Genomic DNA, 14883 nt, shown 5'->3' with positions numbered 1-14883 from the left:
GATCAGATGTCTTTCGCGAGCCGCAGCCCCGTGAACTGCCAGCGCGCCGCCGGCGGGAAGAAGTTGCGATAGCTGGGGCGCGAATGCCCGGCCGGCGTGGCGACGCTGCCGCCGCGCAGCACCAGCTGCCCCACCATGAACTTGCCGTTGTATTCGGCCGCGATGCCCGGCATGGGGCGGAATCCCGGATACGGGTCGTACGACGAGCGCGTCCACTGCCAGACGTGCCCGGCCATCTGCGAGATGCCGGGTGCATCGAACGCGGCTTCCCATTCGAACTCGGTGGGCAGCCGCGCACCGGCCCACTCGGCATACGCGGCGGCTTCATAGAAGCTGAGCTGCGAGACCGGCGCATCAGCCTCCATCGGCCGCACGCCGTTCAGGCCGAACACATGCCAGTCGCCCGCCGCCTGCGACGAGGGCCCGGCGAAGCGCAGGCGGGGATCGTCCTGCGCGAGCCAGTACGCCGGATGCCGCCAGCCGTTCGCCTGCACCGCGGCCCAGCCGTCGGACAGCCACAGCTCGGGCCGCTGGTAGCCGCCGTCGGCGATGAACTGCGCATAGTCGCCGCAGTTCACCAGGCGGTCGGCGATGGCATGAGGCTGCAGCAGCACGCGGTGGCGCGGCGTTTCGTTGTCGAAGGAGAAACCGGCGCCCTCGTGCCCCGCCTCTGCCATGCCGCCGGCCCGCTCGATCCAGCGCACGGCAGGCGGCACGGCGGCCAGCCGCAGCGCGGGGCCGTTCGCGGGCTTGTAGGCGGGCAGCATGGGGTTGCACGACAGCGCATGCAGGATGTCGGTGAGCAGCAGCTCCTGGTGCTGCTGCTCGTGGTTCAGCCCGAGCGTGACGATGGGCTCGATCACGGCCCAGTCGGCCCCGCCCTCTTCCAGCAGCGCCACCACCGCATCGTCCACATGGCGGCGGTATTCGTGCACCTCGTCGAGCGAGGGCCGCGTCAGCAGTCCGCGCTGCGGACGCGGATGGCGCGGGCCTAGCGCCTCGTAGTACGAGTTGAAGAGGTAGAGGAAGCGCGCGTCGAAGGGCTGGTAGCCGCCGGCATGCGGCTGCAGCAGCACGCTCTCGAAGAACCAGGTGGTGTGCGCGAGGTGCCATTTGGTCGGGCTCGCGTCGGGCATCGACTGGATGCACTGGTCTTCGGCGGAGAGCGGAGCGGCAAGCGCCAGGCTCGTGGCGCGCACCTCGCGGAACCTGTCGCGCAGTGCGCCCGCCGCCTGAGTGATCGGCCGGGAAAGCGTCATGGAGTCTCCAGTCGGGTCAGCCGCAAGTTGTAGCCCATCCGGGTCGCGGCGGCACGTAGGACAAAACGCCGCAGGCCTGCCGCCGCGACTTCGGCAAAGAGCGCCAACGGGCGCAAGGGGCAGCCACTGTGGCACAAGACGCCGGGGCGTGCAGGGCGGCTGCGTATCATCCGTCGCATGCAAACGACCAACCCATCGGGCAGGCCCAAAGTCGTCATCGTCGGCTGCGGATTCGGCGGACTCGAAGCCGCGCGCAAGCTGCAGAAGGCGGACGTCGACGTGACGGTGATCGACAAGACCAACCACCACCTGTTCCAGCCGCTGCTGTACCAGGTGGCGACCGCCGGGCTCGCCGCTCCGTCGATCGCGGCGCCGGTGCGCTCGCTGTTCCGCAAGCAGCCGAACATCACGACGCTGCTGGGCGAGGTGGCCGGCATCGATCCGGCCACCCGGTCGGTGCACCTTGCCAACGGCGACCGCGTGCCCTACGACCACCTGATCGTCGCGGCCGGCGCCACGCACAGCTACTTCGGGCACGACGAATGGTCGAGCGTGGCGCCCGGGCTGAAGACGCTGGCCGATGCCTTCGAGATCCGCCGCCGCGTGCTGCTGTCGTTCGAGACCGCCGAGATCACGGCCGACCTGGAAAAGCGCCGCGCCCTGCTCACCTTCGTGGTGATCGGCGCCGGCCCCACGGGCGTCGAGATGGCCGGCACGCTGGCCGAGATCGCCAAGCACACGCTGTCGGGAGAGTTCCGCCACATCGACCCGAGCAGCGCGCAGGTGCTGCTGGTCGAGGGCGGCCCGCGCGTGCTGCAGGCCATGCCCGAATCGCTGAGCCAGAAGGCGCTCGAACAGCTGGAGCGGCTGGGCGTCGAAGTACGCCTGAATGCGCGCGTGACGGCCATCGATGCCAACGGGCTCGAGGTGCAGACCGGTGGCGGCGCAGACGGATCGCCGGTCGACAGCTACCGAATCGATAGCAGCTGCGTGGTATGGGCGGCGGGCGTCGCTGCTTCTCCGCTGGGCCGCATGCTGGGCACCGCCACGGGCGTCGAATGCGACCGCGCGGGACGCATCAAGGTCGAGCCAGACCTGAGCCTCGCGGGCCATCCCGAGATCAGCGTGGTCGGCGACCTCGCCGCCGCCATGAGCCACGCGCCCGGCAAGCCGCCCAAACCCGTGCCCGGCGTGTCGCCCGGCGCCAAGCAGATGGGGCGTGCGGCGGCCGCCAACATCCTGCGCCGCATCGCGGGCCAGCCGACGGTGCCGTTCCGCTATGCCGACTACGGCAACCTCGCCACCATCGGCCGCAATTCGGCGGTGGTCGACCTCGGCACGCCCTTCGGCCCTCTGCGCTTCAGCGGCCGGCTCGCATGGCTGTTCTGGCTGTTCGCGCACGCGTATTTCCTGATCGGCTTTCGCAACCGCGTCGTCGTGATGATGGACTGGGCCGGCGCGTACTGGAGCTTCCAGCGCAACGCGCGCGTGGTAGCCGACGTGCAAGGCAAGAGCGAATCCTGAGGGAGGAAGGCTGGCGATGCTGTCCTTCCTCGTGTGGACCGTCGCGCACGCCGCCGAGGCGCTGTTCTGCCTCTGGGTGCTGCGCTGGGGCGGTGCCGAGCGGCTCGAAGGCACTTTCGCCTCGGGCCTCATCAGCACCTTCGCGCCGCGCTGGAGCGCCGAGGGGCTCAAGCTGGCGGCGCTGATCCTGCTGTTCTTCTGTGCCGTCAGCTTCGCGGCGGGGCTTTTCGTGCCCTCGCTGCGATGCTGGGGAACCTGCTGAAGCGCGCGCGCCTTCAGGTCTTCAGGTCCCGATCACGCCGCCGTCGTTCTTCGTGATGGCAATGGTCGCCGAGCGCGGCCGGCCCGAGCCGTCGGGCCACTTCGACACGGCGAGCGGACGCTCGGGGTCGCTGCGCTCGTTGGCCGGCTCGCCCGGGTGCTGGATGTTGATGAACAGCGTGCGCAGGTCGGGCGTGGCCGTGAGGCCGGTGATCTCGCAGCCGGCCGGGCCGAGCAGGAAGCGGCGGATCTCGCCCTTGGTCGGGTCGCAGGCCAGCATCTGGTTGTTGGGCAGGTTGGCGTACTCGCCCTTGCCCAGCGTGGAGGTCGACACGTCGGTCTCGATCCACAGCACGCCGCGCGCGTCGACCATCAGGCCGTCGGGGCTGCCGAAGGTGTCGCCCTTGATGTTGCCCTGCGCCTCGTAGCGCGATTGCTTCGGGTCGCCCGCGAGCACGAGGTGGTTCCAGGCGAACTTGGTCGCGTCCAGGTCACCGGTTTCCTTCCAGCGGATGATCTGGCCCATCGTGTTGTTGGAGCGCGGATTGGCCGCGTCCATGAAAGGCTGGCCGGCGCCGCCGCGGTTGCTGTTGTTGGTCAGCGTGCAGTAGACCTCCTTGGTGAGCGGGTCCACCGTGGTCCATTCGGGGCGGTCCATCTTGGTGGCGCCCAGCAGGTCGCTGGCCTGGCGCGCCTTGATGAGCACGTCGCCCTGCGTGGTGAAGCCCTTGTCGGCCACGAGGCCGCCCTTGCCCTGCACCAGCGGCAGCCATTCGCCCGTGCCGTCCACGTCGAAGCGGGCCACGTACAGCGTGCCGTGGTCGAGCAGGTCGCGGTTGGCTGCGGCGCCGCCGGGCTTGACCGTGTCGCGGCTCACGAACTTGTAGATGTACTCGAAGCGCGAGTCCTCGCCCATGTAGATGACGGCGCGGCCGTCGTTGGTGAGCGCGGTGGCGGCGCCTTCGTGCGCGGCGCGGCCCAGCGCGGTGCGCTTGCGCGGCGTGGAGGTCGGATCCTGCGGGTCGATCTCGACCACCCAGCCGTAACGGTTCGACTCGTTCGGGTGCTTCGACACGTCGAAGCGCGCCTCGTGCTCGTGCCAGCGGTACTTGGCGCCGTTGCCCTTCTTGATGCCCCAGCGCTTCTGGTGGGCGTCGGGCGTGTCGGTGCCCTCGAAGTAGTCGGCGAAGTTCTCCTCGCAGGTGAGGTAGGTACCCCACGGCGTGTGGCCGTTTGCGCAGTTGTTGAAGGTGCCCAGCACTTGCGTGCCCGAGGGGTCGGCGGCGGTGCGCAGCATGGCGTGGCCGGCGGCGGGGCCGGTCAGCGTCATCGGCGTGAGCGCGGTGACACGGCGGGCGAAGCGCGAAGGCGCGAGCTGCGTCCACTTGCCGGCGCCGTCGCGCTGCAGTTCGATGACCGACACGCCATGCGCGTTCATCGACTTGCGCACCTTCTCGGGCGTCCAGGTCTTCATGCCGTCTGGGTGCAGCAGGCCGTCGTCGACGTATTCGTGGTTCAGCACCAGCAGGCCGCGGTTGGAGCCTTCGAGCGGAAAGAAGGCCATGCCGTCGTGATGCATGCCGGCCTGCAGCGCCTGCTCTTCGGCGGTATTGGAGGCGTCGGCCTTGAAGGCGGGCATGGCGCCCGCGATGCCGGTCGGGTCGCCCCAGCGGTAGAGAACCTGTGTGCTGTAGCCCTCGGGCACGACCACCGTGTCGACGGCCGCCATGGGCACGCTCTTGAAGCCGATGGCACGGCCCAGGCCGCTCACATTGCCGCTGCCGCCGGTGGTGGCGCATCCGGCCAGGGTGCCGGCCGCCAGCGGGCCGAAGAGCCCTGCCACCGCCGCCGCCATGCCGCCGCGCACGAACACGCGCCGGGACGGATCGGAAACTTCATGGATGGTGGGGTTGGCGGAGGGGTTGGAGTCCTCCATGCGGGCGAAGTCTTTGGCCATGTTGTTGTCGCGGGGGATTGTGGGAACCCGAAATGGTCCCGCGGTCCCGTGAATCCGCCGTGACATGGGGCCTGTCGCGGAGGCCCCGGGGGCAATCAGAAGAGGCTGCCCCAGTGGCTGCCGCCCCAGTGCTGCTGCTCCTCGCGCTGGTGCTTGCGCCATTCCCAGGGCGGCGTCGGCCTGGGGTCGGCCCAGAGGCCCGCACGCCGGGACCGGGCGCTGTCCTGCAGCTTGAAGAGCCCGCCGCCGCGCTTGGTGGCCAGGCGGTTGTAGTCGTACACCCAGGCCCAGCCGTCGGCCACCATGCGGCTGCCGGCGTCCTCGCCGTTGCAGCTCACGTCCGCCACGGTGCGGCCGTAGCGGTCGGTGTCGATCTCGGTGATGCGCGCCTGCTCGCCGAAGCAGATGCTGCTCAGCGCCTGCCTGCTGCGCTGGCCGTAGGGCTGGGCTTTTTCCGGCGCGTCGATGGCGGCAATGCGCACCTTCACGCGCTCGTAGGCGCCGATGCGCCCGCAGCGGGCGGTGAGCGTGTCGCCGTCGCTGATGCCGACGACGAGGCAGTTGCGGGGTGCGGCCTGGGAAAGAAGAGGAAAGGCAAGCAGGAGAAGACTGGAAAGCAGCGCGCGAAAGTGCATGAAAGAGCCGGAGAGACCTGGAGATTGGCAGAATCGCCAAACCGATCGAGGCTAAGTGATCCATGCGCCGGGAGGGATCGGGACACAGTTTTTTTCTTTCTCGCGTTCTTCCCAGAACGGCGCTTCGAAGGAGACCCCTCACATGCAGGAACCCACCCGGGACGACTGGTTTTCCGCGGCGAACGACGCCTGGGACGCCGGCGAGCACAAGAAGGCGCTGTCGCTGTTCCTCAAGGCGGCCGCCGCCGGCGAGATTCATGCGCTCAACAGCGTCGGCTACTTCCTCGACCACGGCATCGGCGTGAAGCAGGACAGCGCCGCCGCCCGCGAGTGGTACCGCAAGGCCGCGAAAGCGGGCGACGTGGCAGGCTGCGCCAACCTCGCCATCTGCTACCGCGACGAAGGCAACTTCCGCTGGGCCCGCTACTGGTTCGAGCGCGCCTACTCCAAGGGCGACGGCGACGCGGCGCTCGAGCTGGGCCGCCTCTTCCTCTGGGAAGGCCCGCACAAGAACCACCGCAAGGTCGTCGACTACCTGACGAAGGCGGTGGCGGCGCAGTACGTCACGCCGAACGGAAGGGAAGAAGCCGGGAAGCTGCTGAAGTCGCTGGGCCGCAAGTGAAGTTTCTACGGTATGCGCTGACGCTCCTGGTGTCGCTTGCGGTTCTGGCTCTGATTGCACTCCAGCTCTGCATCGTCGAGCCCGGCGACCTCGCCCAGCCGGTATCCATCGACGAGGTGTCATTCCTCGCCGATGGCGGAACGCTGGTAGTAGAGCTGAAAGGCGCCAACGGCAAGCGCCTCTTCGCGATCCGCCAGGGGAGCCTTTACGTCGAGTCCGACAGGCAACCCATGGCCATCGGGTGCAGTTGCTTCGGTTTCCCCTACGCCAGGAATGTGGCACGCGGCGACGAACGCGAGCGCGCCGTTCAGGCGTTGCTGGAGGGCTGGGTCACAGCCAATACAACCGCCGAAGATCGCGCTCGCATCGAGACCCGCTCGAACCTCGAGCAGATACCCGCCACGGCCTATGGCGTGCTCGAGATGCTGAACTGGATCAGGACGCGCCAATAGAACGAGAAGGACAAGGCAGGCGGGTGGGCGGCCTGCTGCCCGCCGATCTCACTTCGCCTCGCTCTCCGCCTCCTGCAGCAGCCTCCACATCACCTTCCCGCTCCCGCTCTTGGGCAGCGCGTCCACGAACTGCACCTTGCGCGGGATCTTGTAGACCGCCATGTTCTCGCGGCACCAGTCGATGATCTGCTGCTCTGTGGTGTCCTTGTGCGTGGCGCGCAGCACCACCACCGCCTTGACCGATTCGCCGCGGTAGTCGTCCTTGGTCGAGATCACGCAGGCTTCCTGGATGGCCGGGTGGCGGAACATGAGCAGCTCGACTTCGGCCGGCCACACCTTGAAGCCGCTCGCGTTGATCATGCGCTTGAGGCGGTCGGTGATGAAGAAGTAGCCGTCCTCGTCCATGCGGCCCATGTCGCCCGAGCGGAAGAAGCGCTTGCCCTCGAACTCGACGAAGGCGGCCGCGGTGGCGTCGGGGCGCTTCCAGTAGCCCTGGAACACCTCGGGGCCGTGGATGATGATTTCGCCCGATTCGCCGATGGGCATTTCCTTCAGCGTGTCGGGGTCGACCACGCGCGCGTCGGTGCTCATGAACGGAATGCCAAGGCACTGCTGCTTGGGGTGGTCCGAGGGGTTGGTGTGCGAGGGTGCCGCGGTCTCGGTGAGGCCGTAGCCTTCCTGGTACTTCAGGCCGTACTGTTCCAGCAGTCGCTGCGCCACGGCCTGCGGCATGGCGGCGCCACCGCCGCCGATGTAGGTCATGCTCGACAGGTCGTAGTTCGCGAAGTTGGGGCTGGCCATCAGGTCGATGACCATGGTCGGGATGTTGGTCCAGGCCGTGACCTTCCAGCGCGAGATGAGCCGGCCGGCCACGTCGCGGTCCCAGCGCGGCATGATGATCAGCGTGGCCGCCGCCAGGATGGCGGTGTGCATCATGCTCACCACGCCGGTGATGTGGAACATCGGCACCACGGCCAGCACCACCGTCTCCGAGGTCGAGCCGCCCCACATCAGGCCGGCGAAGGCGTTGTGCATCAGGCTCGAATGGTGGTGGATGCAGCCCTTGGGCAGGCCGGTGGTGCCGCTGGTGTAGGGCAGCAGCGCCATGTCGTTGGCGCCCACCACGTGCTCGGGCGGCGTGTGGCCGGCCTCGAGCGCGTCGGTCCAGGCGACGACCTTGCCGCCTTCCAGTTCGGGTAGCGGGTGGCGGGTGGTGAGCCAGTCCTTCCAGGCGGGCGCCGGGGCGTCGTCGCCCGATGCGTCGGCATCGAAGGCGTCGGTGAACTGGGTCACGATCATGTGGGCCAGCCGCTGCTCGGGCGGCAGCGCGTTGCTGGCCTTGGCCAGTTCGCCAGCCAAGTCGCCGGTGATGATGGCCACCTTGGCGTCCGGGTCGGTGATGTAGTGCTTGAGCTCCTCGGCCCGGTTCATCGGGTTGACCGGCACCACCACGGCGTTGGCGCGCAGGATCGCGAAATGCGCGATCACCAGCTGCGGGCAGTTCTGCATGTCCAGGATCACGCGGTCGCCGCGCTTCACGCCCAGCGCATGCAGCGCGCCGGCCAGCCGCTCGGCCTGGGCTGCGAACTCGCGGTAGCTGACGACGCGGCCGCAGAACACCAGCGCGGGCTTGTCGGGATAGCGCGCTGCCGAGGTGGTCAGGTTGTGCCACAGCGAGGTGGCCGGGACGGTGATGGAGTGTGGAAGGCGCTTGGGCCAGAACTTGTGATGCGGGCGTTGTTCCATGGTGGTCACGGGCGGGGGGACGGGAGGACGGAAAGAGGGATGCCCGCCAGCCTAAGCCGCCGCGTGCGCCGCTCCCATCGGGGAAGCCCCCGGGGGGCGTCGCCTAGGCGACGCCATTTTTTCTCACATGCCTGGCCGTCCCCGGATGCGCCCTGCGACTACAGACAAGCGCCGCTTCCCGAGCGATACCTGCAGCCTCCCCTCTCCATCCACCCACTCACCCCACCGAAGGAGCTTCCATGGCAGCAGAAAAGCACGCGAGCGTTCACTGGGAAGGCGCCGGCAAGACCGGAAAGGGCCTGGTCAGCACCGAGACCGGCGCCCTGAAGGACTACCCCTACGGCTTCGCCAGCCGCTTCGAGGACGACAAGCGCGGCACCAACCCCGAGGAAATCGTCGGCGCCGCGCACGCCGCCTGTTTCACGATGGCCTTCGCCTTCGCGCTGGAAAGAGAAGGCCTGGCGGCCACGAAGATCGACACCCGGGCGGCCGTGCGGCTGGCCAAGGATGGCGAGGGCTTCAGGATCGACCGCATCGCGCTCGAACTCGACGCCAGCGTGCCGAACCTCGACGAGGCGAAGTTCCAGCAGATCGCGGCCGCCGCCAAGGCCGGCTGCCCGCTGTCGAAGGCGCTGGCGAGCGTGCCCGAGATCACGCTGAAGGCCACGCTGGCCGGCTGAGGGCGCTGCCTATGATCGTCTCCTCACAAAAACAGGAGACGGATCATGAACAAGCCCATCCGGACCGCGCTCGCGGTCCTTTCCCTCGGCCTCGGCACAACAGCGGCAATGGCCGCCTTTCCCGACAAGCCGATCAAGATCGTCATCGGCTTCCCGGCCGGCGGCCCGCTCGACCAGCATGCGCGCCTGCTCACCGACAAGCTGCAGGCCGTGCTGGGCCAGCCGCTGATCGTCGACTACAAGCCCGGCGCGGGCGGCTCGGTGGGCGCCGACGCGGTCGCCAAGAGCCCGGCCGACGGCTACACGCTGATGCTGGCGAACACCGGCGTGGCGGTGATCAACGGCGCGCTCTACAGCAAGCTGCCCTACAACACGCAGCGCGACTTCGTGCCCATCGCGCGCACCGCCATGCAGCCGCTGGCGCTGCTGGTCACGCCCAAGCTGCCCGTGCAGAACCTGAAGCAGTTCATCGACTACGCCAAGGCGCGGCCCGGCCAGGTCAACTACGGCTCGGCGGGCAACGGCGGCATCAGCCACCTGGTGCCGGAGATGTTCAAGACCGCCACGGGCATCTTCATGGTGCACATCCCCTACCGCGGCAGCGCGCCGGCCTTCACCGACCTGATGGGCGGGCAGGTGCAGTTCATGGCCGAGTCGATCCCACAGGCGGCCAACTATCACAAGCAGGGCAAGGTGCGCGCGCTGGCCGTGACCAGCCGCGAGCGCAACCCCGCCCTGCCCGACATCCCGACCGTGATCGAGTCGGGCGTCAAGGGCTTCGAGGTGGTGGGCTTCTACGGCTTCCTCGCGCCGAAGGACACGCCCAAGGACGTCGTCGCCAAGCTGAGCGACGCCTTCAAGCAGGTGCTGAACAACCCCGAGGTGCGCGAGCGCATGGTGAGCCAGGGCGCCGACCCGGCCTTCCTGGGCAGCGAGGATTTCGCGCGCTTCCTGGCGACGGAAACCCCGCGCTGGGAAAAGGCGGTGAAGGCATCCGGCGCGCGGATGGATTGAGCCCCACGCCGCCGCCCGGCAAGGCTCAGGGCGACGTGGCCGCGTGCCGCTCCAGCTGCACGCGGTCCAGCAACTCGATGGCGCGGTAGCGCACGCGCAGCGTGCCGTCTTCCTCCCACAGCTTCAACTGCCGGTTCACGCTCTGGCGCGACACGCCGAGCATGAACGACAGGTCTTCCTGCGACACCCCCAGCAGCGTGCCGCCGCCCTCGCCCGTGCCCTCCGCGCGCGCGTCCAGCGTGAGCAGGCGATGCGCGAGCCGCACCGGCAACGGCATCAGGATCACGTCGTCGATCCACGCCAGCGCCTGGCGCAGCCGCAGGCACACCAGCCGCGTGAAGGCCATGTGCACGTCGGGATGCTCGGCCACGAGGCGATGGAAATCGGCCGCCGCGACCACCGCCATCTCGGTCGTGTCGACCGCGCAGGTGTCGTAGACGCGCTCCCGCCCCACCAGCAGCGACACCTCGCCGAACCAGTGGCCGGGTTCGAGCATCGCGATCACCGCCTCGCGCCCGCCCGGCGCGACCACGCTCACACGCAGCGATCCGGCCACCACGCCGAAGAGTGCGTCGGGCGACGAGCCCTTGTGGAAGAGCGATTCGCCGCGCGCCAGCGTGCGCCGGTGCGCCACCGCGAGCAGGCGCTGCTGCACGTCCTCGGCCAGCCGCATGTCGCCGTTGTGCACCGGCGAAGGCTGCGCGTCCGGCGGCGTGTCGGGAGATGAAGGGGGCGTGCGTGGCATCGCGGGTTTGTCCGTAGCGGCGATTGCCAACACCGGACAGTCTTGTTTCAGGGGCGTGCCGATAGTACGCAGCGAGCCCGGATAGCCGCATTCGCGGCAACCCGATGTCACCAGCCATTCCTGTCACATGGAGCACACCCCGATGAGCAACGACAACACCCCACGCACCGAACTCCAGGCCCGCCGCGAGCGCCTCGTGCTCGACCACTTCGCCGACGAGACCCGGCAAGACTTCGACGCGGTGCTCGGCACCTTCCCGCATCCGCACTACGAGCTGATTCCCAGCGGGGAGGTGCACGACGGCATGGCCGAGGTGCGCCAGTACTACATCGACACGCGCCGCGCATTCCCGGACCAGCGCCACGAGATCATCCAGCTGCGCCACGCCGACGACTCGGTGGTGGTCGAGTTCTGGCTGCTGGGCACGCACAAGGGTCCGTTGAAGGGCCTGCCGCCCACCGGCAACAGCTTCCGCTGCCGCATGAACGCCTTCTTCATCTTCGAGGGCGACCGGCTGGTGTGCGAGCGCGTGTACTTCGACACGTTGACGATGCTGCGGCAGCTGCTGGCGGGCGTGCCCGCGGAACATGTCGCCGCGCTGGTCGGCGGATTGCTGGGCCAGCAGCCGGCCGCCGCGCGCGCAGCCGAGACGGCGGCCGCATGAGCGCGCTGCGCGGCGACGCGCTCGCGGGCCGGCATGCCATCGTGACCGGCGGCGCGCGCGGCATCGGACTGGCGATCGCTCGGCGATACCTCGCGGCCGGCGCGAGCGTCGCGTTGTGGGACCTCGATGCGCCAGCGCTCGCCGATGCCCTGGAAACGCTCGCGCCGCTCGGCACCGCCACGTCGGCAGTCGTCGACGTGCGCGACGAAGACCAGATCGCCCGCGCATCCGCGCAGTCGCAGGAACGCTTCGGCGGCATCGACATCCTCGTCAACAACGCCGGCGTGCTCGGCCCGACCGTGCCGGCCTGGGAGCACACGCCCGCGCAGTGGCGCAGCGTGCTCGACATCAACCTCACGGGCGCATGGCTGTGCTGTCGCGCGATCGTGCCGGCGATGCTCGCCCGGCGGCGGGGCCGCATCGTGAACATCGCCTCGGTTGCCGGCAAGGAGGGCAACGGCTTCAACGCCGCGTACTCCGCCTCGAAGGCCGGGCTCATCGCGCTCACCAAGTCGCTGGGCAAGGAGCTGGCCTCGTCGGGCGTGCTGGTGAACTGCATCACGCCTTCGGCAGCCGACACCGAGGTGTTCGCGGCCGTGCCTGCCGAGCACCGTGAACAGCTGCGCACCGCCCTGCTCTCGCGCGTGCCGATGGGGCGCTTCGTCGAGGTCGACGAGGTGGCGGCCATGGCCGCCTGGCTCGCGTCGGACGACTGTTCCTTCAGCACCGGCGCGGTGTTCGACATCTCGGGCGGACGCTCGATGTACTGAGTGCGCCCCATCCATTTCGCTTCGCTTCCTTCGAGGCCGACAAGGAGACCCACATGATCCGAGACCCAGAACCCTCCGGGCTCGCGCAGCTGGCGGATTTCGACGGCGCGCGCGACGCCGCCATGCCGCAGGACCGCCTGCGCGCCATCCGCCGCGCCGCCGAGGTCCTGCGCGAGCGCCTGCTCGACGCGCCGCCGGTGCGCTTCGCGCGCAGCTTCAACCTGCTGCGCATTCCGTACCCCGCATGGTTCGCCTTCACCGGCGTGTACTCGCAGCAGTTGCTCAAGCCGCACATGGTGCATCTGCTGGCGCGCACCGTGCTGATCCAGTACGACGACTTCGAGGGCCGGCTGCGCACGCTGCTGTTCACGCCGGCCGACTTCGAGGCCGGCAACGAGACGCCCTACTTCAAGCGACTGGCCGAGCAGACACCGAAGTTCCTGCACAAGGCGATCGCGCCGGTCTACCAGACCGTGCCGCAGGCGCTGGCGAGCTGCGGCATCGCAGCGGAGCAGATCGACTACATCACCTACGACCACCTTCACACGCAGGACCTGCGCCGCTGGCTGGGCGGCGCCGGCACACCCGGCCTGCTGCCGAACGCGAGGCTGCTGGTGCACCGCCAGGAACTCGCCAGCGTGCAGGGCCTGCTGCCGGTGCAGGCCGAGTGGTACTGCCCGCACGGCCTCGACGGCATCCCGGCCGAACGCATCGTGCCCTTCGACGGCAGCATCCAGCTCGGCCGCGGACTGGCGCTGGTGCACACGCCGGGCCACACCGAGGGCAACCACTCGCTGGTCTACCGCAGCGGCGACGGCCTGCGGGTGAGCAGCGAGAACGGCGTGTCGGCCGACAGCTGGGCACCGCTGCAGTCGCGGCACAACGGCATCCGCCGCTATGCGAAGGCGACCGGCGCGGAAGTGATCCTCAACGGCAACACGCAGGAGAGCAGCAACGACCAGTACCTGTCGATGGTGCTGGAGAAGACGCTCGCGGGCACCTCGGCCGCGCACGGCTTCAGCAACGTGGTGCCCTCGGCCGAATGCACGCCGCACTGGCTGTTTCCGGGCGCGCCCACCAGCCACCTGTGGGGCGAGACCAGCCACGGCACGCCCACCCTCGCCTGAGGCCGACCGGAAAAACGAAGGAGACAAATCGATGAACACCGCCGCCCTGGCTGCCGCCGACTCGCGCTCGCCGGACACTTCGACCGATGCGAGCGCGCGCGACGACGCGGCCCTCTTCCGCAAGATCACCTGGCGCCTGATGCCGCTGCTGTGCGCCTGCTACGTGCTGAACTACCTGGACCGCACCAACGTAGGCTACGCCCAGCTGCAGATGAAGGACCAGCTGGGCTTCAGCGACGCCGTGTTCGGCCTGGGCGCGGGCATCTTCTTCATCGGCTACGCGGTGTTCGAGATTCCGAGCAACCTGATGCTCGCGAAGATCGGCGTACGCGCGACGCTGCTGCGCATCATGGGCCTGTGGGGGCTGGCCTCGGCCGCGATGATGTTCGCGACCACGCCCACGCAGTTCTACGTGCTGCGCTTTCTCATCGGCGTGTTCGAGGCCGGCTTCGCGCCGGGCGTGCTGTTCTACCTGACGCTGTGGTTCCCCTCGCACCGCCGCGCGCAGGCCACGGCGCTCTTCTTCATGGCCTTCGGCGCGGCGCCCATCGTGGCCGGGCCGATCGCCGGGCTCACGATGACGTATCTCGATGGCGTGCTGTCGCTGCGGGGCTGGCAGTGGCTGTTCCTTCTCGAAGGGCTGCCGAGCGTGCTGCTGGGCGTGGCGGCCTTCTGCTGGCTGTCGAACAGTCCTTCGCAGGCGGCCTGGCTGTCGGCGGCCGAGAAACAGCGCGTGGCCCGCCTGCTCGCCGAGGATCAGACCGCGCACGGCGCCGCCGGGCGCCACACCTTCGGCGCGGCGATGCGCGACGGCCGGGTCTGGCTGATCGGATTCATGTCCTTCCTCATCATCCTGGGCATCTACGCCCTGTCGTTCTGGCAGCCCACGATCCTCAAGTCGATGGGGCTGAGCGTGCTGCAGATCGGCTTCTACTCGGTGATTCCGGCGCTGGCGGGCATCGCGGCCAACATCGTCGTGGGCCGGCATTCGGACCGGCGCAAGGAGCGCCGCTGGCACTTCGCGCTGAGTGCCGTCGTCGGAGCCGCCGGGCTGGCGCTGACCACGCTCTTCATGCACAACGCCATCGCCGCCGTGCTGTGCCTGTCGCTGGCGGCCATGGGCATCTCGGCGGCATTCACCGTGCTGTGGGCGGTTCCGGGCAACTTCATGTCGAAGAGCGCGGCTGCGGCGGGCATCGCGCTCATCAGCACCATCGGGGGCAGCGCCGGGCTGGTGGCGCCGATGATGGTCGGCTGGCTCAAGACGCTGACGGGCAGCTTCACCCCCAGTCTCTATGTGCTGAGCGGAGCGCTGGTGCTGTCGGCATTGCTCATGCTTGCAGCGCTGCCGGCCAGCGCGCTGGGCCGCGCTCGGCACTGAACCGGCGCACGCCGCGAGGGCCCCCACCGGGGCCGTGCTCCATTCA

The 14883-nt window shown here is 69.0% G+C and carries 15 protein-coding genes; 10 read left to right on the top strand and 5 right to left on the bottom strand.

Translation table 11 applies throughout. The features are described 5' to 3' along the window. Window positions 1-2: 2 nt before the first annotated feature. A complete protein-coding gene (egtB, locus tag ABL840_RS12490) occupies window positions 3-1259 on the bottom strand; it encodes an ergothioneine biosynthesis protein EgtB (RefSeq protein WP_093300883.1) in 1257 nt (418 codons plus the stop codon). Between the two features lie 177 nt (window positions 1260-1436). Here egtB and ABL840_RS12485 point away from each other — a divergent pair, with 177 nt between their 5' ends. Together ABL840_RS12485 and ABL840_RS12480 are read left to right on the top strand one after the other, a co-directional pair. Further along, a complete protein-coding gene (locus ABL840_RS12485; RefSeq protein ID WP_093199585.1) occupies window positions 1437-2783 on the top strand; it encodes an NAD(P)/FAD-dependent oxidoreductase in 1347 nt (448 codons plus the stop codon). 16 nt (window positions 2784-2799) lie between these two features. Further along, window positions 2800-3045, top strand: a complete 246-nt coding sequence (locus ABL840_RS12480) for a hypothetical protein (RefSeq protein ID WP_093199582.1) — start codon at window positions 2800-2802, stop codon at window positions 3043-3045. A gap of 21 nt (window positions 3046-3066) precedes the next feature. On the opposite strand, the gene ABL840_RS12475 is transcribed toward ABL840_RS12480, so the two are convergent. Together ABL840_RS12475 and ABL840_RS12470 are read right to left on the bottom strand one after the other, a co-directional pair. Then, entirely contained in the window at window positions 3067-5001 is a 1935-nt protein-coding gene (locus tag ABL840_RS12475) for a PhoX family protein (RefSeq protein ID WP_093300885.1), read from the bottom strand. A 95-nt stretch (window positions 5002-5096) separates the two neighbouring features. Further along, on the bottom strand, window positions 5097-5636 hold the full coding sequence (locus ABL840_RS12470) for a thermonuclease family protein (protein ID WP_093199576.1): 540 nt from the start codon (window positions 5634-5636) through the stop codon (window positions 5097-5099). 142 nt (window positions 5637-5778) lie between these two features. Here ABL840_RS12470 and ABL840_RS12465 point away from each other — a divergent pair, with 142 nt between their 5' ends. Both ABL840_RS12465 and ABL840_RS12460 read left to right on the top strand, forming a co-directional pair. After that, the gene (locus ABL840_RS12465) at window positions 5779-6258 is read left to right on the top strand and encodes a tetratricopeptide repeat protein (protein WP_093300886.1); all 480 of its coding nucleotides are present in this window, start codon (window positions 5779-5781) and stop codon (window positions 6256-6258) included. Next, window positions 6255-6710: a hypothetical protein gene (locus ABL840_RS12460; RefSeq protein WP_093300888.1), complete on the top strand. Its 456-nt coding sequence runs from the start codon at window positions 6255-6257 to the stop codon at window positions 6708-6710. Before ABL840_RS12465 ends, ABL840_RS12460 begins: the two co-directional genes overlap by 4 nt. A 48-nt stretch (window positions 6711-6758) precedes the next feature. On the opposite strand, the gene ABL840_RS12455 is transcribed toward ABL840_RS12460, so the two are convergent. Next, complete coding sequence (locus ABL840_RS12455; protein WP_093301199.1) at window positions 6759-8456, bottom strand: long-chain fatty acid--CoA ligase; 1698 nt, start codon at window positions 8454-8456, stop codon at window positions 6759-6761. A gap of 239 nt (window positions 8457-8695) precedes the next feature. Here ABL840_RS12455 and ABL840_RS12450 point away from each other — a divergent pair, with 239 nt between their 5' ends. After that, window positions 8696-9136 (top strand): OsmC family protein, encoded by a 441-nt coding sequence (locus tag ABL840_RS12450; protein ID WP_093300890.1) that lies wholly within the window; start codon window positions 8696-8698, stop codon window positions 9134-9136. 45 nt (window positions 9137-9181) lie between these two features. Further along, entirely contained in the window at window positions 9182-10150 is a 969-nt protein-coding gene (locus ABL840_RS12445; RefSeq protein WP_093300891.1) for a Bug family tripartite tricarboxylate transporter substrate binding protein, read from the top strand. 25 nt (window positions 10151-10175) lie between these two features. Here the strand turns inward: ABL840_RS12445 and ABL840_RS12440 are convergent, their stop codons facing one another. Next, entirely contained in the window at window positions 10176-10895 is a 720-nt protein-coding gene (locus tag ABL840_RS12440; protein WP_093300893.1) for a Crp/Fnr family transcriptional regulator, read from the bottom strand. A 142-nt stretch (window positions 10896-11037) separates the two neighbouring features. Between ABL840_RS12440 and ABL840_RS12435 the strand changes: the two genes are divergently transcribed. Genes ABL840_RS12435 through ABL840_RS12420 form a run of 4 tightly spaced genes read left to right on the top strand, consistent with a single transcriptional unit; the run spans window position 11038 to window position 14837 of the window. Beyond that, the gene (locus tag ABL840_RS12435; RefSeq protein ID WP_093300894.1) at window positions 11038-11559 is read left to right on the top strand and encodes an ester cyclase; all 522 of its coding nucleotides are present in this window, start codon (window positions 11038-11040) and stop codon (window positions 11557-11559) included. Continuing rightward, a complete protein-coding gene (locus tag ABL840_RS12430) occupies window positions 11556-12329 on the top strand; it encodes an SDR family NAD(P)-dependent oxidoreductase (RefSeq protein ID WP_093300896.1) in 774 nt (257 codons plus the stop codon). Before ABL840_RS12435 ends, ABL840_RS12430 begins: the two co-directional genes overlap by 4 nt. Window positions 12330-12382: 53 nt before the next feature. After that, on the top strand, window positions 12383-13456 hold the full coding sequence (locus tag ABL840_RS12425; protein ID WP_093300898.1) for a hypothetical protein: 1074 nt from the start codon (window positions 12383-12385) through the stop codon (window positions 13454-13456). Between the two features lie 31 nt (window positions 13457-13487). After that, window positions 13488-14837: an MFS transporter gene (locus ABL840_RS12420; RefSeq protein ID WP_093300899.1), complete on the top strand. Its 1350-nt coding sequence runs from the start codon at window positions 13488-13490 to the stop codon at window positions 14835-14837. The last annotated feature ends 46 nt before the right edge of the window (window positions 14838-14883 follow it).

It is taken from the genome of Variovorax sp. NFACC27 (genome assembly GCF_048301545.1).
GTDB classification, from domain to species: domain Bacteria; phylum Pseudomonadota; class Gammaproteobacteria; order Burkholderiales; family Burkholderiaceae_C; genus Variovorax; species Variovorax gossypii.
This window is presented reverse-complemented; position numbering and strand designations above follow the sequence as displayed.

What these genes read in the sequence shown, in the direction of transcription:
- ABL840_RS12455 (WP_093301199.1), bottom strand. Translation starts at nt 8,456, where the DNA reads ATGGAACAACGCCCGCATCACAAGTTCTGGCCCAAGCGCCTTCCACAC.
- ABL840_RS12430 (WP_093300896.1), top strand. Translation starts at nt 11,556, where the DNA reads ATGAGCGCGCTGCGCGGCGACGCGCTCGCGGGCCGGCATGCCATCGTG.
- ABL840_RS12450 (WP_093300890.1), top strand. Translation starts at nt 8,696, where the DNA reads ATGGCAGCAGAAAAGCACGCGAGCGTTCACTGGGAAGGCGCCGGCAAG.
- ABL840_RS12440 (WP_093300893.1), bottom strand. Translation starts at nt 10,895, where the DNA reads ATGCCACGCACGCCCCCTTCATCTCCCGACACGCCGCCGGACGCGCAG.
- ABL840_RS12435 (WP_093300894.1), top strand. Translation starts at nt 11,038, where the DNA reads ATGAGCAACGACAACACCCCACGCACCGAACTCCAGGCCCGCCGCGAG.
- ABL840_RS12420 (WP_093300899.1), top strand. Translation starts at nt 13,488, where the DNA reads ATGAACACCGCCGCCCTGGCTGCCGCCGACTCGCGCTCGCCGGACACT.
- ABL840_RS12485 (WP_093199585.1), top strand. Translation starts at nt 1,437, where the DNA reads ATGCAAACGACCAACCCATCGGGCAGGCCCAAAGTCGTCATCGTCGGC.
- ABL840_RS12465 (WP_093300886.1), top strand. Translation starts at nt 5,779, where the DNA reads ATGCAGGAACCCACCCGGGACGACTGGTTTTCCGCGGCGAACGACGCC.
- ABL840_RS12475 (WP_093300885.1), bottom strand. Translation starts at nt 5,001, where the DNA reads ATGGCCAAAGACTTCGCCCGCATGGAGGACTCCAACCCCTCCGCCAAC.
- ABL840_RS12480 (WP_093199582.1), top strand. Translation starts at nt 2,800, where the DNA reads ATGCTGTCCTTCCTCGTGTGGACCGTCGCGCACGCCGCCGAGGCGCTG.
- ABL840_RS12445 (WP_093300891.1), top strand. Translation starts at nt 9,182, where the DNA reads ATGAACAAGCCCATCCGGACCGCGCTCGCGGTCCTTTCCCTCGGCCTC.
- ABL840_RS12470 (WP_093199576.1), bottom strand. Translation starts at nt 5,636, where the DNA reads ATGCACTTTCGCGCGCTGCTTTCCAGTCTTCTCCTGCTTGCCTTTCCT.
- egtB (WP_093300883.1), bottom strand. Translation starts at nt 1,259, where the DNA reads ATGACGCTTTCCCGGCCGATCACTCAGGCGGCGGGCGCACTGCGCGAC.
- ABL840_RS12425 (WP_093300898.1), top strand. Translation starts at nt 12,383, where the DNA reads ATGATCCGAGACCCAGAACCCTCCGGGCTCGCGCAGCTGGCGGATTTC.